This window comes from Lysobacter sp. GCM10012299 (genome assembly GCF_042649405.1).
GTDB lineage: Bacteria > Pseudomonadota > Gammaproteobacteria > Xanthomonadales > Xanthomonadaceae > Lysobacter_J.
On sequence record NZ_JBHRZC010000004.1, the window covers coordinates 489,794 to 514,622 of the forward strand.

The window sequence follows — 24,829 nt, forward strand, 5'->3', positions numbered from 1 at the left end:
CCGCCGCCCACCGCCGGGCCCTCATTCGCGACGCAGTGACCATTCGCAGGGCCACACGCTGGCGGCCAGGCAGGCCGCTCGCTACGCTCGGGAAGTAGCCATCACCCTCATGGACAGTTGATCGACGGCCATGCCGCCCCGCGCCCGCTCCGCCTGGTTCCGCACCCTTGGCCAACTCGCCCTGATCCTGGCCATCGCCGCCGTGGCCGGCATGGCCATCGGCCAACCGTGGCCGGTGATCACCTTCGCCGCGCTCGGCGTGGTCGCCTGGCATTACTGGCGCCTGCGCAGCGTGCTGGTGCGCCTGACCGCGCGCCAGCGCCTGACGCCGCCAGTGGGCGAAGGCATCTGGAACGAACTCGACCGCCTGCTCCACCGCAGCCAGTCGGAAATGCGCGGGCGCAAGAAGCGCCTGATCGACATGTTGCGTGCGTACCGTGCCGCCGCCGCGGCGCTGCCCGATGCGATAGTGGTGGTCGAGCGCAACAGCCAGCGCATCCAGTGGTTCAACGAGGCGGCGATCGTCCTGCTGCAGCTGAAGTACCCGCGCGACATCGGCGGCCCGATCGTGCAGCGCCTGCAGCCCTTGCAGCTGTCGCACTGGCTCGCCTCCGGGCGCAACGCCGAAACGCTGGAAGTCGCCTCGCCGTGGAATCCGGCGGCGACGCTGAGCCTGCGCCTGATCCCCTACTCCGACGACCTGTGGCTGCTGGTCGCGCGCGATGTCAGCCGCCTGCTGCAACTGGAGCAGATGCGCCGCGACTTCGTCGCCAACGTCTCGCACGAACTGCGCACGCCGCTGACCGTGGTGCACGGCTACCTCGACATGCTCGACCCCGCCGAGCACCCGGACTGGGCGCCGATGCTGGCCGAGATGCAGCGCCAGTCGCAACGCATGACCCAGCTGGTCGAGGACCTGCTGACGCTGTCGCGCCTGGAATCGCAGGACAGCCTGCCGGCCGAGGAAACCGTGGCGATGTCGCCGATGCTGACGACGCTGCGGCGCGAGGCCGTCGCGCTGAGCCAGGGCCGCCATGAAATCCTCGTGGAGGACGCCGCGGTGGTCGACCTGTGGGGTTCCAACAAGGAGCTGCACAGCGCATTCTCCAACCTGGTCGGCAACGCGATCCGCTACACCCCGGCCGGCGGCACGATCCGCATCCGCTTCCGCCCGGAGCTCACCCGTTCGGAGGGCAAGGGCGCGGTGCTGGAAGTCGTCGACAGCGGCTACGGCATACCGGCGGCGCACCTGCCGCGCATCACCGAACGCTTCTACCGCGTCTCCACCAGCCGATCGCGCGAAAGCGGCGGCACCGGCCTGGGCCTGTCGATCGTCAAGCACGTGCTGAACCTGCACCAGGCTCGGCTGGAGATCAGCAGCGAAGTCGGTAGAGGGAGTACCTTCTCCTGTCATTTCGGCGCCGAACGCGTGCGCCCGCGCGAGGACCTCGCGCTGTCCTTCGAGGCATTGCCATGAACGCCGCAGTAGTGACACCCGCAGCTGATTCGCCGCTCGAATCCGATCCGCTGCGCGACCCCGGTCTGTACTTCAACCGCGAGCTGTCGCAGCTGGACTTCAACTTCCGCGTGCTGGCCCAGGCCCAGGACGCGACCGTGCCGCTGCTGGAGCGCCTGAAGTACCTGTGCATCTCGTGCACCAACCTCGACGAGTTCTTCGAGATCCGCGCCGGCACCCTGCGCCACGCCCAGGACCTGGGCATCGCCACCGGCGCCGACGGCCTCTCGCCGGCGACTGTGCTGGCGCGCATCCACGAACGTGCCGCCCAGCTGGTGCAGGCGCAGTACGAGTGCTGGAACCAGGTGCTGCGCCCGGCGCTGTGGGACGGCGGCGTGCGCGTGCTCGGCCGCGATGCGTGGGACGAGAACCAGGCACGCTGGCTGCGCGATTATTTCCGCGACGAGATCATGCCGGTGCTGTCGCCGCTCGGGCTCGACCCGGCGCACCCGTTCCCGAAGATCCTCAACAAGTCGCTCAACATCGTCGTCGTGCTCAAGGGCAAGGACGCATTCGGCCGCGAAGGCCACCTCGCCATCGTGCGCGCGCCGCGCTCGCTGCCGCGCATCATCCAGATTCCCGAGGAAGTCAGCGGCGGCAAGCACGACTTCGTGTTCCTGTCGGCGGTGCTGTCGGCGTTCGTCGACGAGATGTTCCCGGGCATGCAGGTCAAGGGTGCCTACCAGTTCCGCGTGACCCGCAACTCCGAGCTGATCGTCGACGAGGACGAGGTCGAGAACCTGGCGCTGGCGCTGCGCGACGAACTGGTCGGCCGCGGCTACCTGCGCGCGGTGCGGCTGGAGATCGCCGAGCAGTGCCCGGACGACATCGTGCGCACGCTGCTGGAGAACTTCGACCTGACCGAGAACGCGGTCTACCGCATCAACGGCCCGGTCAACCTCAACCGCGTGATCCAGGTCTACGACCTGGTGCAGCGCCCGGAACTGAAGTTCCCGCCGTTCCAGCCGCGACAGCTGTCGGGCATCGAGGCGATGTTCGAGAAGGTGGCCGAGGGCGATGTGCTGCTGCATCACCCGTTCGAGGCGTTCACGCCGGTGCTGGAGCTGCTGCGGCAGGCGTCGGAAGACCCGAACGTGCTGGCGATCAAGCAGACGCTGTACCGCACCGGCAAGGACTCGATGATCGTCGACAGCCTCGTGCAGGCGGCGCGCAACGGCAAGGACGTCACCGTCGTGGTCGAGCTGCGCGCGCGCTTCGACGAGGAGGCCAACCTCGGCCTGGCCGACCGCCTGCAGGATGCCGGCGTGCAGGTCGTGTACGGCGTGGTCGGCTACAAGACCCACGCCAAGATGATGCTGATCGTGCGTCGCGAGGGTCGCAAGCTGCGCCGCTACGTGCATATGGGCACCGGCAACTACCACAGCGGTACCGCGCGCGGTTACACCGACTTCGGCCTGATCACCGCCGACCCCGACATCGGCGCCGACGTCCACATGATCTTCCAGCAGCTGTCCGGGCTGGCACCTACCATCAAGCTCAAGCGCCTGCTGCAGTCGCCCTTCACCCTGCATGCCGGCGTGCTCAAGCGCATCGACCGCGAGACCCGCCACGCCAAGGCCGGCAAGCCGGCGCGGATCATCGCCAAGATGAACGCCCTGAACGAACCGCAGGTGGTGCGGGCGCTGTACCTGGCCTCGCAGGCCGGCGTGCAGATCGACCTGATCGTGCGCGGCGCCTGCACGGTGCGTCCGGGCATGCCCGGCATCTCGGAGAACATCCGGGTGCGCTCCATTGTCGGGCGCTTCCTCGAGCACCACCGCGTCTACTGGTTCGCCAACGACGGCGCGCCGGACCTGTTCTGCTCCAGCGCCGACTGGCTCGAGCGCAACCTGCTGCGGCGGATCGAGGCCGGCTTCCCGGTGCTCTCGCCGGAGCTGGCCAAGCGGGTCTACGTCGAGGCGCTCGAGAACTACCTCAACGACAACGTCAACGCATGGGAACTGCAGACCGACGGCGAGTACGTGCGCGTGACGCCGGCCGAAGGCGTTCCCGCCCACTCCGCCCAGTCCTGGCTGATGTCCAAGATCTGCGCCTGAACGACGTCCCGGCGGTCGCGGCGACGTCCATGAGCACGTCCATCCGCACAAGGATGGACGCGGCGGTACCTTAACGGGGATCATGTGCCGATGAGCGACGCCTTCCCCACCAGCAAACTGCCGCTTGCCGACGGCGACCTGCTGGCTGCCGTCGACATGGGCTCGAACAGTTTCCACATGGTGGTCGCGCGCTACGTGCTCGGCCAGCTGCGCATCGTCGACCGCCTGCGCGAGACGGTGCGCATGGCCGAGGGCCTCGACCGCCGCGGCGGCCTGTCGCCGGAAGTGCGCCAGCGCGCGCTCGACTGCCTGGCCCGCTTCGGCCAGCGGATCCGCGACATCCCGCCGCAACGGGTGCGCGCGATCGCCACCAACACCGTGCGCCGCCTCGCCGTTCCGCAGGCATTCCTGATGCCGGCCGAAGCCGCGCTCGGGCATGCGATCGAAGTCGTCGCCGGCCGCGAGGAGGCGCGCCTGATCTACCTTGGCGTCGCCCACGCGCAGCCGTCCAAGCCCGGCGAGCTGCGCCTGGTGATCGACATCGGCGGCGGTTCGACCGAATGCATCATCGGTTCGGGCTTCGAGGCGATCGAGCGCGAGAGCCTGCAGGTCGGCTGCATCGCCACCACCCGCCGCTTCTTCGAGAACGGCAAGCTGTCGAAGAAGAAATGGCGCGACGCGCTGACCGAAGTCACCGCCGAGTTCCAGCAGTTCGCCGGCACCTACCGCGCACTGGGCTGGGATGAAGCACTGGGCTCGTCCGGCACCAACAAGGCCATCGGCGACATCTGCGCGGCGATGAAGCTGACCAAGGGTGCGGTCACCGCAGAAGCACTGCCGGTCCTGCGCGATCGCCTGCTGCAGGCCGACCGCATCGACGCGATCGAACTGCCCGGCCTGTCGTCCGAACGCCGCCCGGTGATCGCCGGCGGCGTGCTGATCCTCGAGGCTGCCTTCGATGCCCTCGGTCTCAAGCGCATGGCGGTCAGCAAGGCGGCCATGCGCGAGGGCGTGCTGTACGACATGCTCGGCCGCGGTGGCGTCGACGACCCGCGCGATGCCGCCGTCGCCGCGCTCATGCAGCGCTACGGCATCGACGACGGCCAGGCACGTCGCGTCGAGGCCACCGCACTGCGCATGTTCGACCAGATCGCCCAGGCGTGGCAGCTCGATGCCGACGACCGCCTGATGCTGCAGCGCGCCTCGCGACTGCACGAGCTGGGCCTGGCCATCGCGCACAGCCAGTACCACGTGCACGGCGCGTACGTCGTCGAGAACTCCGACATCGCCGGCTTCTCGCGCCAGCAGCAACAGTTCCTGGCAGCGCTGGTGCGCACGCATCGCCGCGGCATCCCCAAGTCGGCCTTCGACGCCCTGCCCGACCGGTTGCTCTCGTCGGCGCGTCGCCTGGCCGCACTGCTGCGACTGGCGGTGCTGCTGCATCGCGCGCATGAGGCCGACCCGATTCCGCAACTCGATGCACGCGCGGACGGCAATACGCTGACCCTCGGCATGTCCCGTCGCTGGATCGACATGCGCCCGCTGGTGCGCGCCGACCTGGAAGGCGAACCGCAGGACATGGCCGGGCTGGGCGTCGTGCTGAAGCTGGAAGCGGTCTGACCCGCCCTGTCGCTGCCTAGTGCAGCGCTGCCGATTCGTCGATGGGCGTCTGCATCCGGACGATCGCGTGCGATTCGAGGGGAATGCGGAAGTGGCGACCGCCCTGCACGAGCTCGGATCGATCGCGCAGCACCCGATCGACGAACGGCACGATCAGCGGATAGTGGTACACCACCCGGATCTTCAGGATGTTGGCGTCCTGCACGTTGACGCCCGCCTTCACGGTCGTGTCGCGGAATGCCAGGTTGTCGTTGGGAAGGGCGAATCGCCCGTCATGCTGGCGCTCCTTGAACTGTTCCCACGCCTGCCTGCTGGGGCTGACGACCTGGATGCGCGAGTGGACCGCAAGATCGGCGCTGGCCTTCGCCCATGCCGCGTACACGTCCGACGGGGCACTGCCAGTCGCGTACAGCGGCATCATCCCGCGGACCAGTCCCTTGCGCATTTCATCGGCGTGGAGATGGTGCACGGCACCGGCACGGGCGGCCTCGAGCGCGGCCAGGTCGAGCACTGTCTTGGCGCGGTAGACCAGCACCATCTGGAAAATGAGCAGCAACAGGAACAGGAACACCGGAATCACCACCAGGAACTCCGGGAACGCCTGCCCGGCCTGCAGTCGCGCGCGCGCAGCAGTGGGTCGGATCTTCATTGCATTCTCCACTCGACGTTGTCGCCGACTGCGAGACCCAGTCGGCGCGCGGCGCCCGCACGCAGCTCCAGTGCGCCATGGGCGCCGCGCTTCCAGCACGCACGCCACGGTCGGACGCCTTCGAAGATGCACAGGACTGCGCCGCTTGCGTCCAGGAAGGCGACATCGAGGCTGTAGCGCATGCCGATGGTGTGGATGCCGGCACAAGGCCACAGCAGCAACGCCTCGCTGCCGTCGGCCGCAAGCGGCCTGCGAAACAGCAGCCCGCGAAGCCGGGAACGCCAGTCGTCGGCCAGATCGACGCGCGCCACGATCACGCCTGCGCGTCCATGCAACGAACCGTGCTTCACAGGATTCCGTCCTCGATCAGCCTCAGGTAGATGAAGTAGCCCAGCACCATGAAGATCAGCGGGAAGAAGCACGTCACCAGCGGCACCATCATCTTGACCGGCGCCTCCAGCGCCAGCTTCTCGGCACGCAGGAATCGTTCTTCGCGACGTTGCGCGGCTTGCGCACGCAGCGATTCGCTGAGGCTGGCGCCGACACGGTCCGCCTGGATGAGCGCGCTCGCGAAGCTCCAGACCTGTGGCGTGTCCATCCGTTCGGCCATGCGTCGCACCGCCTCGGCGCGAGGCAGGCCCGCGCGCAGGTCGCGCAGCATTCGCGAGAACTCCTGGGACAGCGGCCCCTGCGACGTCTTGCGGACGGCCAGCTCGATCGCGCCACTGGTGTTGAGCCCGGCCTCGATCGCCATCGTGATGAAATCCAGGAATACCGGGAGATCGCGGATCACGCGCTTCTGCCGTAGCTTGCGGCGCTCGCGCAACCACAGCGTCGGATAGAGCCAACCCAGGGGCGCTCCGATGGCGACGCAGGACAAGGCTGCGAAGACGCCGTCACGCCCCAGCATCGACGAGACGAGCAGCAACGCCGCGCTCGCCAGCACCGCAGCTACGATCCGCAGGCCCGCCAACTCCTCGGGACTGACGAGGTAGTCCTGGCCGGCTGCCTGGAGGGCGCGGTGCGCACGGGACAACCCGGCCGGCTTCAGGCGTGGCGCCACCCAGGCACTGGCCGCGGACACCAGCGGCCACAGCAGGCGTAACGCGAACGGCAGCGGGTCCTGGAACTGGCGCTCAGCGCGCGGCACGTCCCGCACCAGTCCGCGCAGCCCGAACAAACCGATCACGACGGCGCCGAAGGCGCATGCCGAAATGAGGACGAGGTCGCTCATATGTCGATCGTCACGATCTTCACGCAGACCTTGTAACCGACGTACTCGAGCACGACGCCGGTGGTGATCACGGCCAGACCGGGCCAGGTCTCGAACATGGGACGCATGGTGGCCGGGTACATCATCGCCAGGTAGGCCACGATGCAGACCGGAAGCGATGCCATGACGATGCCCTGCAGGCGCCCTTGCGCGGTCAAAGCCTTCACCTTCTGTTCCATCACCAGGCGGCGGCGCAGTGTCTCCGCCAGGGTCGCCAGGTTCTCGCCGAGGTTTCCGCCGACGGCACGCGAGATCGAAACCGCCGACACGAACAGGCGTGCATCGGGCAGCGGCACCCGCCCGGCGAAATGCTCGAGCGCGTCATCGGTCTTACGCCGACGTGCTGCTCACGCAGGACCAGCGCGAGCTCCTGGGTCAATGGAGGGCGACCGTCGCGGACGATGGACTCCAGCGCAGGCGTGAATCCCAGGCCAGCCCGGATGCTGCCCGACAACATCATCAGCGTGTCGGGCAACTGTGCCTGGATGGTCTCGAGGCGCCTCTGCCGCAGCCATCGGTATGCCTTTCGGGGAAGCACCGCCAGGACCGCGGCCGTGGCGATCGCTGCCAGCCACCACCCGCTCAGCAGCCACACCAGGATCGGCAGGATCGCGATCGCGGCCAGGTTGGTTGCGTAGAGCACGCGTGGCTCGACGAACAGGAACAAGTCGGACAGGTTGACCTGGGCCTGTTCGAGGAACCGCTCGCGGTAACGGGCCAGCAGCTGCTGGCCGGCGTTCACCGCGAACACGCAGGCCAGCGCCGCGGCGGCCAGCGACGTGGCGGCAATCATCATCAGGTCCATGCGCCACGCCCCTCGTTCCTGCGGAAGATCGAAAGATCCAGCGGCACGCCACGCTCGGCCAGCTCCTCCATGAATTCCGGCATGGCCCCGGTCGGGGTGAACTCGCCCGCGACCTTGCCGTCCGGCCCGGTATGCGAGCGAACCGCGTAGGTGAACAGATCCTGCAGCTGGATCACACCGCTCTCGATCCCCGTCACCTCCGTCACGTGGGTCACCTTGCGCGAGCCGCAGGGAAAACGGCGCTGATGCACCACCAGGTCGACGGCCGAGGCAATCTGTTCGCGGATCACCGTCGTCGGCAGGTCCATGCCAGCCATCAACACCATCACTTCGATTCGCGAGATGGCATCGCGCGGCGAGTTGGCGTGGGCGGTGGTCAGCGACCCCTCATGGCCGGTGTTCATGGCCTGCAGCATGTCCAGCGCCTCGCCGCCGCGGCACTCGCCCACCACGATGCGGTCAGGGCGCATGCGCAGTGCGTTCCTGACCAGGTCGCGGATCACCACCTGCCCTTTGCCCTCCAGGTTCGCCGGCCTCGCTTCCAGTGCGACCAGGTTGGGCTGCACCAGCCTGAGTTCAGCCGCGTCCTCGATCGTGACGATCCGCTCGCGTGCGTCGATGAAGTTGGAAAGGACGTTGAGCAGGGTGGTCTTGCCCGATCCCGTGCCACCGCTCACCACGATGTTCCTGCGCTCGCGCACGGCGATCTCGAGGAACCTCAGCATCCGCTCGTCCATCGAACCGAACTCCACCAGGTCGCGTCCATCGAGGCTGCGCCGGGTGAACTTGCGGATGCTCAGGCTCGGTCCGCGCAGTGCGATCGGCGGAATGATGGCATTGACGCGGGATCCGTCCTTCAAGCGCGCGTCGACCATTGGCGAGCTTTCATCGATGCGGCGTCCCAATGGCGCCACGATCCGCTCGATCGCCGACAGCACCGCGGCGTCATTGCTGAAATGCACGCCCGACTGCTCGATCCTGCCCTCTCGCTCAACGAAGATCCTGTCGTGGCGATTGACCATGATCTCGGTGACGGTGTCATCGCCGAGGAGCGCTTCCAGCGGCCCCAGGCCGATGGCCTCGTCCAGTACCTGACGGGCCAGCAGTTGCCGGTCGATCGTGGCGGGCAGCGCCACGCATTCGCGATCCATGACCTCTTCGATCAGGCAGGCGGTCCGGCTCCTCAGCTCCTCGTCACTGAGTCCATGCACGTCAATCCGGCGAAGGTCCATCTGCTTGACCAGCGATGCGTGCACGCGGCGGCGCCAGGGGCCGATATCGTCCGTCGCCGCGGTCTCGACGTTTGCATTGAGCATGGCCCGTCAACCCCCTTCCGTGGCGCCGGGCGCATCGAGCGCACGAGCGTCGATCGCACGCTTGAAGTCGCCCTCGATGCGCTGGCCCTTCTGCAGCGCTTCGACGTTGGCCGGCGACCCGGGCGTGAAGATCCTCGGTGTCACGAACACGACCAGATCGGTGCGCCCCGCGCGGAAGGCGTCGGAGCGGAACAGATGTCCCAGGATCGGGATGTGCGCCAGGCCCGGGAGCCCGGCGATGCCCTTGGAGCCGTGCAGGTCGACGAGACCTGAAATGACGATCGTCTGGCCTGCGCGCACGTTGATTTCGGTCTGGGTCCGGCGCGTGATGAAGCCGGGGATGCCCTGCACCGTCACGGCCGGATCGATCCTGCTGACTTCGGTGGAAACGGTCGTGGAGATCTCCTCGTTGCTGTTCACGACCGGCTGCACGTTCACCTTGATGCCGTAGTCCTTGAACTCGACATTGGTGGCACCGAACCCGGCCGACGTCGGTATCGGCACTTCGCCGCCGGCAAGGAATTCCGCGCTGCCACCACTGCGCGCGCTCAGCTGCGGAGACGCCAGCTCGTACGCATCGCCGTTCCGTGTCAGCAGGTCGATGGTCGAACCGATCGAGGTCGCGATGCCGAAGTAGGACTGTCCGGGATTGATACGGGCGGGCAGCGGTGCCCCTGCAAATGGAGAGCCGTCAGGCAGAATCCGGAAAGATGAGCTGGAGAAATCCTTGATCAGTCCCGCTGACGGCCCGTGGATGACATTGTCCCAGCGGATGCCCAGGTTGCGCAGGCTGTCCTTCCTGAACTCCATGATGCGCACGTCCATCAACACCATCGGCTGCATGCCGACCGGATCCTGGCTGGTCAGGTCGAGCACGGTCGGATACAGCTTCGCCACCGCCTGCACGCGCTGCGCCTCGGCGGCCCCCAGCTCGCCGCTGATGACCACCTTGCCGCCGATGTCGGTCACGACGGCCTTCGACGTGGTCCCCAGCATTCGCCGGACATCACCGGAGACGCTGCTGGCGCGCGTGACGTCCACGTCGACGCCAACGGACCGCTGGCTGCCGTCGTCGTGCCACACGTGCAGCGTGGTGAACCCAGACGTCGACGCGCCGGCGATGATCACCAGCTGGCGCCGTTCGATCGTGGTGACCTCGACGAGCGCGCTGTTGCCGACGGCGACCCGGTCGATGGGCCGGTCGGAGCGGAAGACGACGACCTGTCCGCCATGCAGCTCCAGTTTGTCCGGCAGTTGTCTCGTCTGCGCGCCGGCATGGGGCACGAAGAATGCGACCGACAGCAGGAGCGCCAGCAGCGACGCGAATCCACTCGTTGTATCAATGCGCATCAGCACACTCCTTGTCACCGATTGCCCAATATGTATTTGACGTCGCGTGCCGCGACGCTTCCGCGCTGCATGTTTCCGGTCAGTCGCTTCTCGGTCAGTCCGGTCAAGCCGAAACGCGCAGCATCACCATTGCTCCTGAGCAGGACCTGGACCTGCCCGACCTTGCGGCCGACCGCCAGTCGTTCGGCCTGTGTCGGCTCGAGTTCCAGCGTGATGCTGGAAAAGGACCCGTTGTCCTCTCCCTCGACGCCCTCGCCTACTTGCCGGCCGGTCGCGAGGACGACCACGTTCTCCAGCAGTGGCATCACGCGCTCGCCCTCGCCCCGCCCGCCGCCGGCATCGTCGCGATTGAAGGTGACCAGGACGTCGACGGCGTCCCCGGGCGCGATCATCCCCGACACCGAATTCACCTCGTCGACCTCCATCGTGTAGCCGACCTTTCCGGCAGCAATCACGTGCGAGAACTGCCTGTGCAACGGAACCAGCTGGCTGGAACTGATCGGCGCTCCCTCCCGAACCGGCGCGCGCAGCATCCGATCGACGACACCGAGGTAGTTCTCCGGCGTGACCGCGTCCGCCGGAATGTAGTCCGCGGGCACGTCCCGCGTTGACAGGTCGTCCGCCGTAACCACGGCGCCCTGTTCGAGATCGCGCTTTGGCACGACCACGGTGGTCTTGCGCACCTCGACCTTCGCAGCGGCAGTCTGCTCATCGACGCGCTTGCGCACGTAGTTCACGCTGAGCATTGCGGCGACCACGCCGAGCGCGATCGCGCCGGCGAGAAGCATCACGTTCCTGTTGATCTTCAGCCTTCCCATGGCCTGTTCCCCTGTTGGTTCGATTACTGGACTCAGTCCGGCGCCACGAAGGTGATCGACAGCGCATGCGTGAATGCGCCATGGACTTGCCGGATCGCCGCCAGCACAGCCTCCACGACGCTGCCGCCCGGACCTGCCAGCACGGCGACCGCGAGCAACGCCAGGATCGCGTACTCCACCATGGCGCTTCCGTTCTGCCCTTGCCTGCGCGGGCCTGCCGTTGGCTTCCTTCCCATCATTCCGCCTCCTTCCTTGCGTTGACGACCAGTGACGTCGCGTTGTCCTGCTGGCGAACCATGGTGATCACCATTGCGCGGCCATCTGCGTGCTCGAACGCTGCAACGCATTCGGCCGAGCCAGGCTTGCAGGTACCGGATGCGTTGTGCCTCCACCCCTGCGGTCCAAGACGTTGGACGAAGTGCTGCAGGTTCACGTAAGGGGACAAGCGGTTGCGCATCACCACCGTCCTGTTTTCCCCAGGGCCATCGTGGTGTTCGATATCGCTGAGCACCTGCGTACCGGCTGGCCGGTAGAGGTCCTGCCCCATCACTGGCACGCGTGCACTGCCAGGCAGCTTGACCACACCGATCGTGCCGGTGGTTGCGCCCGCGTTGGCTTGCAGTTCGATGGTCACGTAATGCCCGTCTTCGGCATGGCCCACGACGGTCTTCGCCCCCAGCTTGTCGACGACGTGTTGACCGGGCCAATGACGGGCGTAGAACGCGATGACGTCGTCCAGCGGCAGCCCGGTCGTGAACTGGCTGGCCCGCATGTCGATGCCGTTGTATGTCAGGTGCCTGCTGACGGTCTCGCCGGTGCTCCCTGCAGGCAGCGGTACGGACGGCCATGCCATCAACGGTCTGCAAGGGAGTGCGACCAGCGCGGCCAGAAGCACGGCTCTGATGTCGAAAGTGCGCATCAGCGGTGCCTGTACGGTTCGAGCCGGTCGATCGGAACGATGTCGGGCTGGATGTAGCCGGGACGCAGGCGTGCCGGCACACCGATGATGGGCAGGATTTCCAGGAACCTCAGCCGGTCGAGGACCTGGCTGATCGGGCGCAGGTTGGAGCTGGGCACCAGCGTGCGGACCTGGCTGTCTACACTCCGCCTGCGTCCATGGGAAGGCTGCCCCTGCAGGCCATTGCCGGCAGCGCTCCAGGTGTCCGCGAGCAATGCGTGCTGGCTGCTGAGTTGCAGATCGATTGCATCCAGCGGCTCGAGGAACCGGGCGGGCTCGCCGGTGCTGTTTCGCAGGTTGCGCGGACGGAACACTACCTTCGCGGTGATCAGGCCGTTTCGATTCGGTGGAAATTCACCGGGCAGCTTTTCGACCAGGCGGCCGCTGGCTTCAATGATCGAAGCCAATGCGGCCGCAGGCTCATTCCGATAGCGCAGCACGTCCACATCGCGACGCTCCAGCAAGGGCCGACCGGAGAAGGTGTTGAACATGGCGCCTTCGACGCGGGCGGATTCGGACGAGTTCGGCAGTTGCGTCTGGATGGGTGCCAACGCGCTGCCAAGGTGGCGATCCAGCACGCGTTGTCGCTGTCCCGCTGCATCGAGGCGGTTCCATTCGTGGTCACGGACCACGGTGGCCTCCCACGCAACCGATCGCGACGCCTGCTGCAGCCTCTGCTTGAGGTGCATGTACTTGGCGAGCGTTGATACCAGCAGCAGCAGTGGCAGCAGCACCGCCGCCAGCACCACCATCTCGGTCAACGCCTGGCCGTGCTGGTTGCCCGGCGGGCCGCACCTGGTCATGGCGCACCTGCTTGGGGCAGCATGCCCTCGAGGGTGACGTCGCCATCGACGTCGAACCGCGTGGTCCTCAGGCGATCCCCGATCTGGTCGGGCGCGGGGTCGGCCTGGAGGATGATCCTGTGGGTGTCGATGCCCGCCAGCGAGCTGAACTCGCCCCCCATGGCGGACGCATAGCCCCAATGATGGCCGCCGGTCCAGATGCAGACTGTGGCGCCGCTGTCGGACGTCCAATGGTCGCAGGGCTGTCCTGATACTGATTTCGCGACGGGCCCGCTGTACCCGACGGCCCTGCTCTCGGCCAGCGCCTGCGCATCGGGTGGGTCGATCGCTGCAACCGAAAGTTGGGCGGGATCGGCCGGACTCTCTGCGAGCACGCCGGACTCGAGGTCCAGCGTCAGGACACGCTGGCCATCCAGATGCTCGTGCGTGCCGGTGTGCTTGAGATGGAACCTGCACATCTGGCCAGGTCCCGTCCCGCCGTCGACAACGTCCCAGGCATCGCGCCGCCAGGCCAGGTGGCCCGGCACGTTCCAGACCTGCCAGCGTTCGGTGCCGATCAACGATTCCTGCTCTTCGCTCAGGGCGATGGTGGACAGTCCTGCCCGGCGGCAAAGATCGAGCGCATGTCGATAGCCCTCGCGCCGCTTGTTGATGCCGGCGTCCAGCTTCTCGATGATCTGGACCACATGCAGGCGCGCGGCGGAATCGTGCTCGCGCAATTCCGGCGCGGTCGCCTCGTCTTCGGCGACGGTCTGGCCGCAGGCGGTCACGCATGCCAGCCCGAGTCCAAAGAGCGCCGTGCGCAAGACTTCACGCACTGCAGGAAAACCACCTGGTTCTGCATTCATGTCTTACGGTCCAGTCGTCGTTGCGGCAGACAGGCCAAGGGCGGCCTGGATGGATTTCGGCGTTTCCACCAGGCGCGCCTGCCAGTAAGGACTGAACAGACTGCCCATCTCGAGTTGATGGTCGGCGCGTGGCGTGCCGTTCCACTCACGCGGCACGACGCGGCGGAACAGGGAACTGGCCGGAGGGCGGTTGAAGTAGGTCTGGGCCGTGGCGATGGCAGTCATCCGGTTGCCGCGCATCGCATTCTTGAGTTCCAGCGTTCCCGCGGGTGAACCTCCGATGCCCTCGATGTCCTCGCTGGTACGGGCATTGGCACGCGCGCTCTGCACGTGCACGGTGAACATCGGCCCGGCCTTCTCACCCACCGGAGTGCGGGCGAATCCGGGCTTCACATCCTGGTAGGAGCGCAGCCCCTCGTAGCCGCCCATGAAGGCATGACGCTTCTCGTTGAGGTTCCCGGAAGGGCGCATGGGCAAGGGTGCGTCGACCGAGGGATTCCGTGCTGCCCATGTGCCGGAGAAGCTCCTGCGACTTACGCCCCCGTACTGGGCGAGCGTTCGCGGCCGGGCGCCGTGATACGCGTCGAACCATCCGCGCTGGCGACCGTTGCGTCCGCCGCTCGTGATGCCGGGATGGAATGCCGGCTGACGGCCGGCCTGGTCCAGAGCCTGGGCTCCGCCCCATCCCAGGGGAACATCAAGGAAGAAGTACAGCGACAGGTCGACGGTGTCGAGCGCGGCCCAGCGATCGTAGTCGACGAGGTCGGTACCTCCACTGGATTCAATGTCGATGAGGGGCAGGCCAAGTTCGCTGTTACGGTCGGCACTGAAACGGTCCCGCGAGGCCATGACCACGTTGCGATACCGGTCCATCCCCGGCGTGCGGGACCCTCTCCTGCCACGCGAAAACTCGTCGAGCAGCCCATGGGCTCCACTGGACCCCGCCTGGCGAAGTTGACTGGCCAGCAGAGCCAGGCCTAGCGGCGAGATCTCCGCGGTGACGTCATTCATGCGCACGACGTCACGCGCAATCACGATTCCGTCGACCGTGCTGCCCACTTTCAGCATCGCCTCGGCGGAAGTCGCGTAAAGGCCATTGAGTTCGTCGAGGACGCGGATGGCGGCGGGGGCCAGCGCGTAGTAGCCGGCACGCATCGCCGCGGCTACCTGCTCGCCGGCCAGGTACGCCGATACAAGCGGCTTGGCGACCAGGTCGATGATCGGCACGTGACTGAGCGCGAGGAAGACGTTGTAGCCAACGACAGTGTGGGTATGGAGCATGTTCATCCACGACCACAAGCTCACCAGTTGCGCCACCGCCACTTCGTTGGCGATGCGACCACGGTTCATGTAGGCGGCGTAGTTCATCGCCCTGGCCTGCTGCACCGCGACGCTGTACGCCGCCGCGTCGGCCGTATTGGTCAGTGTGACTTTCTTGTTGACCGATTGGCCGGTATCGAACAGGAACACCAGCCCAAGGCAGAGCACGCCAATGAGCATCAGGAACAGGACCATGGCCTGTCCGCCGGCACGGCGGCGGCCATGCCGCGTCAATGTCAGGCGATTCGTCATGACAACCTCCATGTCACACATGCCGGGCGGACATCACAGCACCGGCGTCCTGCCGCGTGCCCATTGCAATGGACGGACGCCCTCCACTCGGCGCCCGTCCGGAACAACCGGTGATTACTTGTTGTTGTAAGTGTCCAGGCCCTTGGCCTTGTTCGCCTCGGCCTGCGCCTGCACGGCACGCGACTTGGCGGCGTTCACCGACGGGGTTGCGCTCTGGCCCGCAAGTTCACTGGCCATGCCGGCCACCTGGTTGCGCAGCGCGCCGCCGAAGAAGGTGACCACGCCGATCGCCGCGATGGCGATCAACGCGACGATGATGATGTATTCGGTCATGCCCTGACCGCGCTGGCGCGCTTTGAAACCACGAACGTTGCTCATGACTGTTCCTCCAGGATTCCCAGATGCGGATTCGTTATGGGTAGGCGCTGCGTACCGATGTGATCGGCCGTGTTGGCTGCCAGTCACGCCCCCCCGGCGCTCCTGGTCTGGCTGCAGCACGAGGAGTCTAGTGACGTGACGAATCCGCGCTATGGGATTAGATCCCGTAGGCGGTAGGACATTTCCTGAATGTCGAATCGATTGATTCTTTGAGACCTACTGTGTGTCGCGAATCACATCACAGTCGCAGCCATGCGCTCGCGAGCTACTTGTGCAGCGCCTCGCGCAGCTTCGCCGCACGCACCAGCACCGGTGGCGGCGTGTGCTCTTCGGGAATCGAGAAAATGCCGAGGCGACGCAGGAACAGTCCTGCCGAACGCGTCGACGTCAGCGCCACGATCGGGATCGACAGGAACAGGCCCAGGATCACCGGCGCCATCCACGCTGCCAGCGACGGCGAGACCATGTACGCCATCCAGCCGGCGATCACGCCCAGTGCCGTTACGCCGGCGTAGTTGCGCACCAGTCCCGACAGCGGCAGGGTGCCGTCGTCGCGACGCTGCGCGTCCCAGCCCGAATCCTTGCCCGCCAGCACTTCCGCGACGCCGCGCGACTGCACGTACATCGTCACCGGCGCCATCAGCGCTGCCAGCAGGGTTTCCAGCACCATGCTCAGCAAGGCACGGATCGCGCCGCCGCAACCGCGGCGTGTGTCGCGGTCGAAGAACAGCGTGAGGTAGCCCATGACCTTCGGTGCCAGCAGCACCGCCATGGTCAGGACGAACACCCAGACGAAGCGCTCCGGATCCTGCTCGCGCCAGTAGGCGGTGGGTGAGAATCCGGGCAGCTTGAGGCTGTCCCACGCCAAGCCGGCGTGCTGCAGCGGAATCGCCAGGCCGATCAGCATCAGCATGGCCCACATCGGCGAGGTGAAGTAATGCCCGATGCCCATCATCAGATGCCAGCGGCTGACCCAGTGCAGGCCCTTTGCCGGCAGCACGGCGCTGTGCTGCAGGTTGCCCTGGCACCAGCGTCGGTCGCGCACCAGCATGTCGGTCAGCGACGGCGGGCCCTCTTCATAGCTGCCGCCCAGGCCCGGCACCATGTGCAGGGCCCAGCCTCCACGACGAAGCAACGCGGCCTCGACGAAGTCGTGGCTCAGCACCGTGCCGCGGAACGGCTTGATGCCGAACAGCTCGGGCAACCCGCCCTGGTCGGCGAAGGCGCGCGTGCGGATGATGGCGTTGTGGCCCCAGTAGTTGCTCTCGGCGCCGTGCCACCAGGCGATGCCGTGGGCGATGACCGGCCCGTAGACGCGCCCGGCGAACTGCTGCATGCGCGCGAACAGGGTGTTGCCGTTGACGATCATCGGCAGCGTCTGGATCAACGCGACATCGGGATGGGCTTCCATCGCGCCGGCCAGGCGGACGATGGTTTCGCCGGTCATCAGGCTGTCGGCGTCGAGGATGAGCATCTGCGGATAGGCGCCGCCGAAGCGACGCACCCACTCGGCGATGTTGCCGGCCTTGCGCTCGTGGTTGTCCGCGCGGTGACGGTAGAACAGGTTGGCGTGGCCGCCGGTGCGCTCGCGCAGGCTGGCGAAGGCGCGCGCCTCGGCTGCACGGATTTCGCTGTTGGTGGTATCGCTGAGGACGAAGAAGTCGAACTTCGCCAGTTGCCCGGTCGCCTGCAGCGATTCGAAAATGGCCTGCAGGCCGGCCAGCAGTCGTTCGGGCTCCTCGTTGTACGTGGGCATCAGCAGCGCGGTGCGCGATGCCAGCGTCGGCAGTTCGCCCTGGCGGGTGAGCCCCAGGCGCCCGCCGCGGCGCGTGACGATGAGGATGAACCCCGCCACCGCACTGACGAAGGCCTGCGCGATCCAGGCGAACAGCGCGACGAACAGCACCAGCAGCAAGCCTTCAAGCACGTCGGTGCCGCTGCCGCGCAGCACCCACCAGATCTGGTAGGCGGCGACCAGGGTAAGCAATGCAGCGCCGCCGATGACGAGCGCGCGGCGCACGGCCATCGCATTGGGCGTGGTCGGCAGCCGCGGATTGACCAGCTTGCCTGCGTGAAGCGTCTGCACCGGCATCGACAGCGGTGCTTCGGGCGGCAGCCAATGTGCCGGCGCGGGAGCGCCGGCCGCGGGACCGGATCCGGGCGAGATCGTCACGTGGCTCACGCGGTCCACCGGTACAGCCAGGTTTCGCCGAGCGGGCCGGACGCGTCACCGAGCACGGCGCGCAATTCGATGCTGCGCTCGCTGCCAGGCTGCAGCTCGAAGGCCAGGCGCCATCCGTCCGCGCCTGGGTTGGCGTGCGCGGTGACATTGGCCACCTTGCCCTTGTTGGCCGTGACATTCGCACGAACAGGAGCGCCGTCCGCCAGGCCCTTCAGGCGACCGCCGGCGAAGTCGATCACGACCTGGCGCGACGCGCGTTGGGCCTCGGAAGCGGCGACCACCGCACCGATGCGCGTGCGCGTGACCGTCGCCAGCTGCGGCAACCAGGCGTGCTGGTCGCACCAGTGCATGCGGTAGTCGAAGCGATGCTCGGTGCCGGCTGCCAGTGCCTGCTTCGGGCGCCAGAACGAAACGATGTTGTCGTGGAACTCGTCCGCCGTCGGCAGTTCGAACAGGTGCACCGCACCGGCACCCCACTCGCCCTGCGGTTCGATCCACAGGCTCGGACGCTTTTCGTAGTGCGCCTCGCTGTCGGCGTAGTCGGCGAAGGCGCGCTTGCGCTGCATCAGGCCGAAGCCGCGCGGATTGACGTCCTCGAACGCGCTTTCCTGCAGCACCGACGGGTTCTGCAGCGGGCGCCAGATCTGCTCGCCGCTGCCGTTGACCAAGGCCAGGCCGTCGGAGTCATGCACCGCGGGACGGTAATCGTCGATACCGACGCGGTCGTTGGAGTCGAACTGGAACATGCTGGTCAGCGGCGCGATGCCGACCTGGTCCAGGGCCACGCGCGGGTACAGGCGCACGGAAACGTCGAAGACGGTCTCCACGCCGGGACGAATGACGAAGCGGTAGGCACCGGCGACACTCGGGCTGTCCAGCAGCGCATGCACGACCGCGTGATCGGCGCCGCTCGCCGGCCGCTCCAGCCAGAAGCCGCGGAACACCGGGAACTCCTCGCCCGCCGGCGCGCCGGTCTTGAGTGCCAGGCCGCGCGCCGACAACCCATAGGCCTGGCCCTTGGCCACGGCACGGAAGTAGCTCGCGCCGAGGAAGGCGCAAACCTCGTCGAAGTAGTCAGGGCGGTTGATCGGCGAATGCAGGCGGAAACCGGCATAGCCCAGGTCGTTCTCCTTCGGCGCCGCGGTGCCGTCGAAGTTGAACTGCGCCGGCCGGTACACCACCGGCGTGGCGACGCCGCCGACCACGTCGTAGATGTCGACCCGGTCGCGGAAGAAGAACCCGCGATGGAAGAACTGCGCCTGGAAAGGCACCTTGTCGCCGCGCCAGAGCGCCTGCGCCGGATTGAAGCGGATGCTGCGGTACTGGTCGTAGCCGATCTTTTCCAGCGATGCCGGCAGCTGCTTGCTCTGGGCGACGAAGGGCTTGGCCGCCAGCGCACGCGCCAGGCCGGCCACCGTTTCGGCGTCGAATGGCGTCGACGCCGCAGGCGCGGCCATGGCACGCAAGGGCACGCCGGAGAGCAGCGACATCAGGGGCCAGGACAATCCGGCCAGCAGCACTTCGCGTCGGTGCACACGCTCTCCCAGGTTTCGGTGACAGTTAACCATTCATTTTAGGGTTTCGTTTGTTAACGCCACCGCGACGCAGGGCGCAACGCGGCGCATCCGAGCACCCCAGGCGCCGGGTAACCGTTTTCAGCGCCACCGTCATCGCCACGTCACCGTCCTGCCATCCCGGTTTCACCACGCGCGAAGAACCTTGTGCAAACCGGGAGCCGCGCATGCGTTATGCGATCGTCAGCGAAACCTACCCGCCGGAGATCAACGGCGTCGCCCTGACCGTGCAGGGGTTGGAACAGGGCCTGCGCGCGCGGGGGCATGACGTCCATGTGGTCCGTCCGCGCCAGGGTGATGACGACAGCGCCAGCCTGCACGAGCTGCTGGTGCCGGGTGCGCCGCTTCCGCGATACCCGGGCCTGCGTGTCGGCTTCCCGGCCACGCGACGCCTGCGCGATGCGTGGCAGGCGCTGCGGCCCGACGCCATCTACGTCGCCACCGAGGGGCCGCTGGGCTGGTCGGCGCTGCGCGCGGCGGCGCGCCTTGGGATCCCGGCGGCCACCGGCTTCCATACCCGTTTCGACGAGTACATGCGCGACTACGGCGTGGCGTTCCTGGCCTCGACCGCGCTGCGCTGGATGCGCCGCTTCCACAACAGCGCTGATGCGACCCTGGTGCCGACCCGCGAGCTGCTCGACTTCCTCCAAGACCAGCGCTTCGAGAACGTGGTGCGCCTGCCGCGCGCGGTCGACAACGCACAGTTCGATCCGCAGCGGCGGGATTTCGGCCTGCGCGCGCAGTGGGGACTGGGTGACGACGGTTTCGCCGCGATCTATGTCGGCCGCATCGCCGCCGAGAAGAACCTCGACCTCGCCGTCCGTGCATTCCGTTCGCTGCAACGCGCGCGGCCCGACGCACGTTTCGTCTGGGTCGGCGACGGCCCGGCGCGGGCGAAACTTGAAGAAGACAACCCCGACTTCATCTTCGCCGGCGTGCAACGCGGCGACGACCTGGCGCGGCACTTCGCCAGCGGCGACCTGTTCGTGTTCCCCAGCCTGAGCGAGACCTTCGGCAACGTCACCCTGGAAGCACTGGCCAGCGGCGTACCGACGGTGGCTTTCGATTACGGCGCGGCACGCGAGTACCTGCGCGATGGCGTGCATGGCGCGGCGATTGCCAGTGGCGATGACGCCGGCTTCATCGCTGCCTGCACCCGCATCGCCGGCGACGATCTCAGTCGTGGTGCCATGCGCATGGCGACCCGCCAGGCCGTCGCAGGCCTGCGCCCGGAGCAGGTGGCCAGCGATTTCGACGCGCTGCTGCAGGGCCTGGTGCAGTCGCGACGCGACGCAGGCCTCACGGCCCTGCCCTCGACACCACCGGAACGGGAGGCGTCATGAACCGACACTCGCTGCAGCGCATGCTGCACCGTCCCACGTTGCACAAGCGCCTGGTCGACCGCGACAGCGGCTGGTGCCTGCGCGCCAACCGCTGGGGCGAAGGCGGACGCTCGCGATCGTACTTCGCCCTCGTAAGCCGTCTCGGCGATGGCGTGTTCTGGTATGCGCTGATGGCCGCGTTGATCGTGGTGGACGGCCTCGACGGCCTGGCTGCATCGGCGCACCTGGCGGCGACCGGCGTGATCGCGCTGGCGCTCTACAAACTGCTCAAGCGCTGGACGCGGCGGCCGCGTCCGTTCGCCTCGGATCAGCGCATCCACGCCTGGGTCGCGCCGCTGGACGAGTTCAGTTTCCCCTCCGGGCACACGTTGCACGCGGTCGCCTTCAGCCTGGTGGCGATGGCGCATTACCCGCAACTGGCCTGGCTGCTGGTGCCGTTCACCGCCAGCGTCGCCGCTTCGCGCGTGGTGCTGGGGCTGCACTACCCCAGCGATGTCCTTGCAGCGACGGCCATCGGCACGTCGCTGGCGGGGGTGTCGTTGTGGCTGGTGCCTGGGGTGACGCTGTTCGGGTGACGGTGGGTCCCGGGTGCGCTGCGCTGACCCGGGCTACGCATCGTGACGGTGGGTCCCGGGTGCGCTTCGCTTACCCGGGCTACGCATCGTGACGGTGGGTCCCGGGTGCGCTTCGCTTACCCGGGCTACGCATCGTACCGGTAGCCCGGGTAAGCGAAGCGCACCCGGGGTGGTCACACCAACATCGCCTCACGCCGCTACGGCGCGAACGACCTTGGCCCGGGCGACACTCGGGAAGTACTGGCTGGCCCAGTCGCGGTCGTTGGCCACCTGCGCCTGCGCGCGGCTGGCCTCCAAGGCGGCGAAGTCGAGCGTCGCCACGGCCCAGTGCTGGTCGCCGCGGGTCTGCACGATCATGCCGTCGTGCGGCAGGCCGACGTCCATCGGGGCGATCAGTGCCGCCTCGCCGGTGTTGGCATCGAGTGCGGGACTCCACGGCGCCTCGCCGGCCGTCACCGACTGGGCGACGAAGCAACGGTTCTCCAGCGCGCGCGCCAGGCAGCCCACGCGAACGCGGGTCGCACCGGCCTGCGTGTCGGTGCAGCTGGGCACGACCAGCAGGCGCGCACCTGCCTCGCACTGGGCGCGCACCGGCAACGGGAACTCGCTGTCGTAGCAGACGGCGACCGCGCTGCGCACCGGGCCGGTCTCGAAGACCTTCAACTCGTCGCCGGACTCGATAACGCCGGCGGCCTTCTCGAAACCGGTCAGTCGCAGCTTGTCCTGCCAGACGTGGCTGCCATCGGGCGCGAACGTGTAGCTGCGATTCCGGTAGCGGCCACGGCCGAGGTCGAGCAGGAAGGTGCCGGCCACCACGTGCATGTGCCGTTCGCGCGCCAGCCGTGAGAACAGCTCCAGCCACGGCCGATGCCAGGCCTGCAACGCCGCGAGCGACGCATGCAGGTCGGAGCGTGTTGCTTCGTCGAACATGGCCCCCAGCTCCAGCGCCAGGTATTCCGGCAGCACCGCCATCTGCGCGCCCTGCTGGCGCGCCTCGTCCAGCCAGCGCGCCTGCTTGCCGGCGAAAGCGGCGAAATCGTCCGGTGCACCGACGGTGTACTTCGCCACGGCGACCTTGAGCACGCGGTTGTCGAGCACGCCCTCGCTCATCGCGTCCGCTCCAGGGGGCGCAACCAGAACGTCAGTGCGTGGTCGACGACGCCGCCGCCGACCTCGCGCCAGGTCAGGTGCGCCTTCAGTTCAGGGCGCTGCCGGTAGCCGCGCTTCGTCCAGAAATCCTCGTTGCCACGATGGAAGGCCGGGCGGCGCGGATGGCCCGGCTCGCGGTCGACCGCGCAGAACGCGGTCCATGCATAGTCGCCGTAGCTGCGCGCATGGGCTTCGCGCGCTTCGAAAAAACGATGGCCGATGCCGCGCCCGCGGTACTGCGGCAGCAGTACCGATTCGCCGCAATAGAACACCTCCTGCGGATCGATCGAGACACCGTCGAACGCGTCCAGGAACGTGCTGGACTCCGCCGCCAGCGGCATCCCGGTCGAGGCGCCCACGACCTGGTCACCGTCGAACGCCAGCGCGACGATGCTGCGCGGCGAATTCAGGTAGCTCTGCAGGTACTCGGCCTCGTAGCCGGCATCGCCGTCATAGAGGTAAGGCCAGTCGCGGAACACCGCGATGCGCAACCGCGCCAGGTCGGCCAGCCACGGCGAGATCGCCGCGCCGCTGTAGCTGCGCACTTCAAGCGCGGAAGGCGTTTCAGGGGCTTTGGCATCCATCACGTACATCTGGGGTTCCCTGTCGCGGTTGGAGGTGGATGGGTCGGATCGGCGGAACGTCCGGGCAGTGCGGTCAGGCAGGTTCACAGATCACGCGGCGCCGGTCGCGATCCGGCCAATTGATACCAGTCGACCCGGCGGGTGACCACCATGATCGCGGCCAGGACCAGGAACAGCAGTCCGGCGCCGAGCACCAGGGCGTTGTCCTCCGACACCAGCAGCCCGTACAGCGCAGCATAGAGCGTCGCCAGCATGCCGGCGAAACCCAGGCCCCGTCCGACGCTGCGCAGCACCGCGACCAGGTAGAAGCCGATCAGCCCGATGCAGGCGACGCTGGCGACCAGGTAGGCGATGGCGAAGGCGATGTGCTCGCTCAGGCTGACCAGCAGCAGGAAGAAGATCGCCAGCGCCAGGCCGACCAGGCCGTACTGGATCGGGTGGATCGGCAGCTGCTTGATCAGCTCGAAGATGAAGAAGCCGACGAAGGTCAGCAGCACGAACAGCAGGCCATACTTGGTCGCGCGATCGGCCTGGGTGTAGATGTCGACCGGGTCGATCAGCGACACCCCGACTGCGTCGATGCCGTCCATGCCGGCGATCCCGCTGCTCAGGTCCGGCAGGATCTGTCCCTGCTGGAACTGGCGCTGGGCATTGGTCGCGACCGAGGCGATTTCCCAATCGGCCTTGAAGCCGGAGGCGTCGGTTTCATGTCGCGGCGAGCTGCCGCCGAAGCTTGGGTGCAGCCAGCTCGACTGAAGCGCGAAGCGGTTGCTCTTGCCCAGCGGCACCATCGCCAGCGACTCGGTGCCACCCAGCACCAGGTCCAGCTGGGTGTCGAGCTTGATCACCTCCCCGGCCCGCGGCTCGGCCAGGCGCGCATGCAGACCCGAACCACTGCGGCTGCCGAGCCCCTCTTCCACCAGCTGGCTACGGCCATTGATGCGCAGCTGCGGCGAGGCGCGCAGGCCGCGCACGTCGGCGATGGCATAGCTCAGCCAGGGCTTGCCGATCTTGCGTGGAACCGTATCGGCTGCCGGGATCTGCGCTTCGAAATGCGCCGTGGCCTTGCCATGCCATTCGTACACGCGCACTTCGTGCAGGCCGCGCTTTCGCGTGCTCGGCCGCATCGGTCCGCGCACGTCGAGCGTGGTCGGGAAGAACGTCCAGTGATGGGTCACTTCGCGCTGCACCTTGCGCAGGATGTTGTACTTGTCGGGCTCTTCGACCTCGACCGTCTCGGTATAGGGCACCACCAGCACCGGACCGGCGAAGGACTGCGCGCCGGCATAGCTGCGGGCGATGTCGGCGACCGCCTGGGCACGGTAGTTCTGGCGGTCCTGGATGACGCCGCGGATCATCAGCAGCGGAACCAGGATCGCAATGGTCATCGCGACGACCATGACGATCTTGAAGGCAAGGCGCATGTGCAACTCCTGTCGGGTATTGGCGACAGGATCCA

General features: G+C 67.3%; 24 protein-coding genes. 5 read left to right on the forward strand and 19 right to left on the reverse strand.

Annotated features, from left to right (window positions below; genetic code table 11):
* Positions 1-130 precede the first annotated feature (130 nt).
* The 3 genes from phoR to ppx all read left to right on the forward strand — a co-directional run bounded on the left by phoR (position 131) and on the right by ppx (position 5,193).
* Positions 131-1,477 (forward strand): phosphate regulon sensor histidine kinase PhoR, encoded by a 1,347-nt coding sequence (phoR, locus tag ACFOPO_RS13410; protein ID WP_386703696.1) that lies wholly within the window; start codon positions 131-133, stop codon positions 1,475-1,477.
* Entirely contained in the window at positions 1,474-3,573 is a 2,100-nt protein-coding gene (ppk1, locus tag ACFOPO_RS13415; protein ID WP_386703697.1) for a polyphosphate kinase 1, read from the forward strand. The genes phoR and ppk1 overlap by 4 nt, the downstream gene beginning before the upstream one ends.
* A 90-nt stretch (positions 3,574-3,663) precedes the next feature.
* Complete coding sequence (gene ppx, locus ACFOPO_RS13420; RefSeq protein ID WP_386703698.1) at positions 3,664-5,193, forward strand: exopolyphosphatase; 1,530 nt, start codon at positions 3,664-3,666, stop codon at positions 5,191-5,193.
* A gap of 16 nt (positions 5,194-5,209) precedes the next feature.
* Here the strand turns inward: ppx and ACFOPO_RS13425 are convergent, their stop codons facing one another.
* From ACFOPO_RS13425 to ACFOPO_RS13500, 16 genes are all read right to left on the reverse strand, one after another.
* Positions 5,210-5,842 carry a TadE/TadG family type IV pilus assembly protein gene (locus ACFOPO_RS13425; RefSeq protein ID WP_386703699.1) on the reverse strand — a complete coding sequence of 211 codons (633 nt, stop codon included), beginning with the start codon at positions 5,840-5,842 and terminating at the stop codon, positions 5,210-5,212.
* Entirely contained in the window at positions 5,839-6,177 is a 339-nt protein-coding gene (locus tag ACFOPO_RS13430) for a DUF192 domain-containing protein (protein WP_386703700.1), read from the reverse strand. Before ACFOPO_RS13430 ends, ACFOPO_RS13425 begins: the two co-directional genes overlap by 4 nt.
* An 11-nt stretch (positions 6,178-6,188) precedes the next feature.
* A complete protein-coding gene (locus tag ACFOPO_RS13435; protein ID WP_386703701.1) occupies positions 6,189-7,076 on the reverse strand; it encodes a type II secretion system F family protein in 888 nt (295 codons plus the stop codon).
* Positions 7,073-7,411 carry a type II secretion system F family protein gene (locus tag ACFOPO_RS13440; RefSeq protein ID WP_386703703.1) on the reverse strand — a complete coding sequence of 113 codons (339 nt, stop codon included), beginning with the start codon at positions 7,409-7,411 and terminating at the stop codon, positions 7,073-7,075. The genes ACFOPO_RS13435 and ACFOPO_RS13440 overlap by 4 nt, the downstream gene beginning before the upstream one ends.
* Entirely contained in the window at positions 7,294-7,920 is a 627-nt protein-coding gene (locus ACFOPO_RS13445; RefSeq protein ID WP_386703705.1) for a type II secretion system F family protein, read from the reverse strand. The genes ACFOPO_RS13440 and ACFOPO_RS13445 overlap by 118 nt, the downstream gene beginning before the upstream one ends.
* Complete coding sequence (locus ACFOPO_RS13450) at positions 7,911-9,236, reverse strand: CpaF family protein (protein ID WP_386703707.1); 1,326 nt, start codon at positions 9,234-9,236, stop codon at positions 7,911-7,913. The genes ACFOPO_RS13445 and ACFOPO_RS13450 overlap by 10 nt, the downstream gene beginning before the upstream one ends.
* Positions 9,237-9,242: 6 nt before the next feature.
* On the reverse strand, positions 9,243-10,586 hold the full coding sequence (locus ACFOPO_RS13455; protein WP_386703708.1) for a type II and III secretion system protein family protein: 1,344 nt from the start codon (positions 10,584-10,586) through the stop codon (positions 9,243-9,245).
* Positions 10,587-10,600: 14 nt separating this feature from the next.
* Positions 10,601-11,404, reverse strand: a complete 804-nt coding sequence (gene cpaB, locus ACFOPO_RS13460; protein WP_386703710.1) for a Flp pilus assembly protein CpaB — start codon at positions 11,402-11,404, stop codon at positions 10,601-10,603.
* Positions 11,405-11,436: 32 nt separating this feature from the next.
* Positions 11,437-11,586, reverse strand: coding sequence for a hypothetical protein (locus ACFOPO_RS13465; protein ID WP_386703712.1), 150 nt, complete (start codon positions 11,584-11,586; stop codon positions 11,437-11,439).
* Positions 11,587-11,639: 53 nt separating this feature from the next.
* Positions 11,640-12,323, reverse strand: a complete 684-nt coding sequence (locus tag ACFOPO_RS13470; protein ID WP_386703713.1) for a hypothetical protein — start codon at positions 12,321-12,323, stop codon at positions 11,640-11,642.
* Positions 12,323-13,165, reverse strand: a complete 843-nt coding sequence (locus tag ACFOPO_RS13475) for a TadE/TadG family type IV pilus assembly protein (RefSeq protein ID WP_386703714.1) — start codon at positions 13,163-13,165, stop codon at positions 12,323-12,325. The genes ACFOPO_RS13470 and ACFOPO_RS13475 overlap by 1 nt, the downstream gene beginning before the upstream one ends.
* A complete protein-coding gene (locus tag ACFOPO_RS13480; RefSeq protein ID WP_386703715.1) occupies positions 13,162-13,983 on the reverse strand; it encodes a hypothetical protein in 822 nt (273 codons plus the stop codon). Before ACFOPO_RS13480 ends, ACFOPO_RS13475 begins: the two co-directional genes overlap by 4 nt.
* A gap of 33 nt (positions 13,984-14,016) precedes the next feature.
* The gene (locus ACFOPO_RS13485; RefSeq protein ID WP_386703717.1) at positions 14,017-15,585 is read right to left on the reverse strand and encodes a TadE/TadG family type IV pilus assembly protein; all 1,569 of its coding nucleotides are present in this window, start codon (positions 15,583-15,585) and stop codon (positions 14,017-14,019) included.
* 114 nt (positions 15,586-15,699) lie between these two features.
* The gene (locus tag ACFOPO_RS13490; protein WP_386703718.1) at positions 15,700-15,963 is read right to left on the reverse strand and encodes a pilus assembly protein; all 264 of its coding nucleotides are present in this window, start codon (positions 15,961-15,963) and stop codon (positions 15,700-15,702) included.
* Between the two features lie 265 nt (positions 15,964-16,228).
* Positions 16,229-18,136 (reverse strand): glucans biosynthesis glucosyltransferase MdoH, encoded by a 1,908-nt coding sequence (gene mdoH / locus ACFOPO_RS13495; RefSeq protein WP_386703888.1) that lies wholly within the window; start codon positions 18,134-18,136, stop codon positions 16,229-16,231.
* A 5-nt stretch (positions 18,137-18,141) separates the two neighbouring features.
* Complete coding sequence (locus tag ACFOPO_RS13500) at positions 18,142-19,680, reverse strand: glucan biosynthesis protein (RefSeq protein ID WP_386703719.1); 1,539 nt, start codon at positions 19,678-19,680, stop codon at positions 18,142-18,144.
* 206 nt (positions 19,681-19,886) lie between these two features.
* Between ACFOPO_RS13500 and ACFOPO_RS13505 the strand changes: the two genes are divergently transcribed.
* Positions 19,887-21,062 (forward strand): glycosyltransferase family 4 protein, encoded by a 1,176-nt coding sequence (locus ACFOPO_RS13505; RefSeq protein ID WP_386703720.1) that lies wholly within the window; start codon positions 19,887-19,889, stop codon positions 21,060-21,062.
* A gap of 20 nt (positions 21,063-21,082) precedes the next feature.
* Positions 21,083-21,637 (forward strand): phosphatase PAP2 family protein, encoded by a 555-nt coding sequence (locus tag ACFOPO_RS13510; RefSeq protein ID WP_386703889.1) that lies wholly within the window; start codon positions 21,083-21,085, stop codon positions 21,635-21,637.
* Between the two features lie 189 nt (positions 21,638-21,826).
* Here ACFOPO_RS13510 and ACFOPO_RS13515 read toward each other — a convergent pair whose 3' ends face one another.
* The 3 genes from ACFOPO_RS13515 to creD all read right to left on the reverse strand — a co-directional run bounded on the left by ACFOPO_RS13515 (position 21,827) and on the right by creD (position 24,794).
* Entirely contained in the window at positions 21,827-22,747 is a 921-nt protein-coding gene (locus ACFOPO_RS13515) for a carbon-nitrogen hydrolase family protein (RefSeq protein WP_386703721.1), read from the reverse strand.
* Entirely contained in the window at positions 22,744-23,370 is a 627-nt protein-coding gene (locus tag ACFOPO_RS13520; protein ID WP_386703722.1) for a GNAT family N-acetyltransferase, read from the reverse strand. Before ACFOPO_RS13520 ends, ACFOPO_RS13515 begins: the two co-directional genes overlap by 4 nt.
* A gap of 83 nt (positions 23,371-23,453) precedes the next feature.
* Positions 23,454-24,794, reverse strand: coding sequence for a cell envelope integrity protein CreD (creD, locus tag ACFOPO_RS13525; protein ID WP_386703723.1), 1,341 nt, complete (start codon positions 24,792-24,794; stop codon positions 23,454-23,456).
* Positions 24,795-24,829 lie beyond the last annotated feature (35 nt).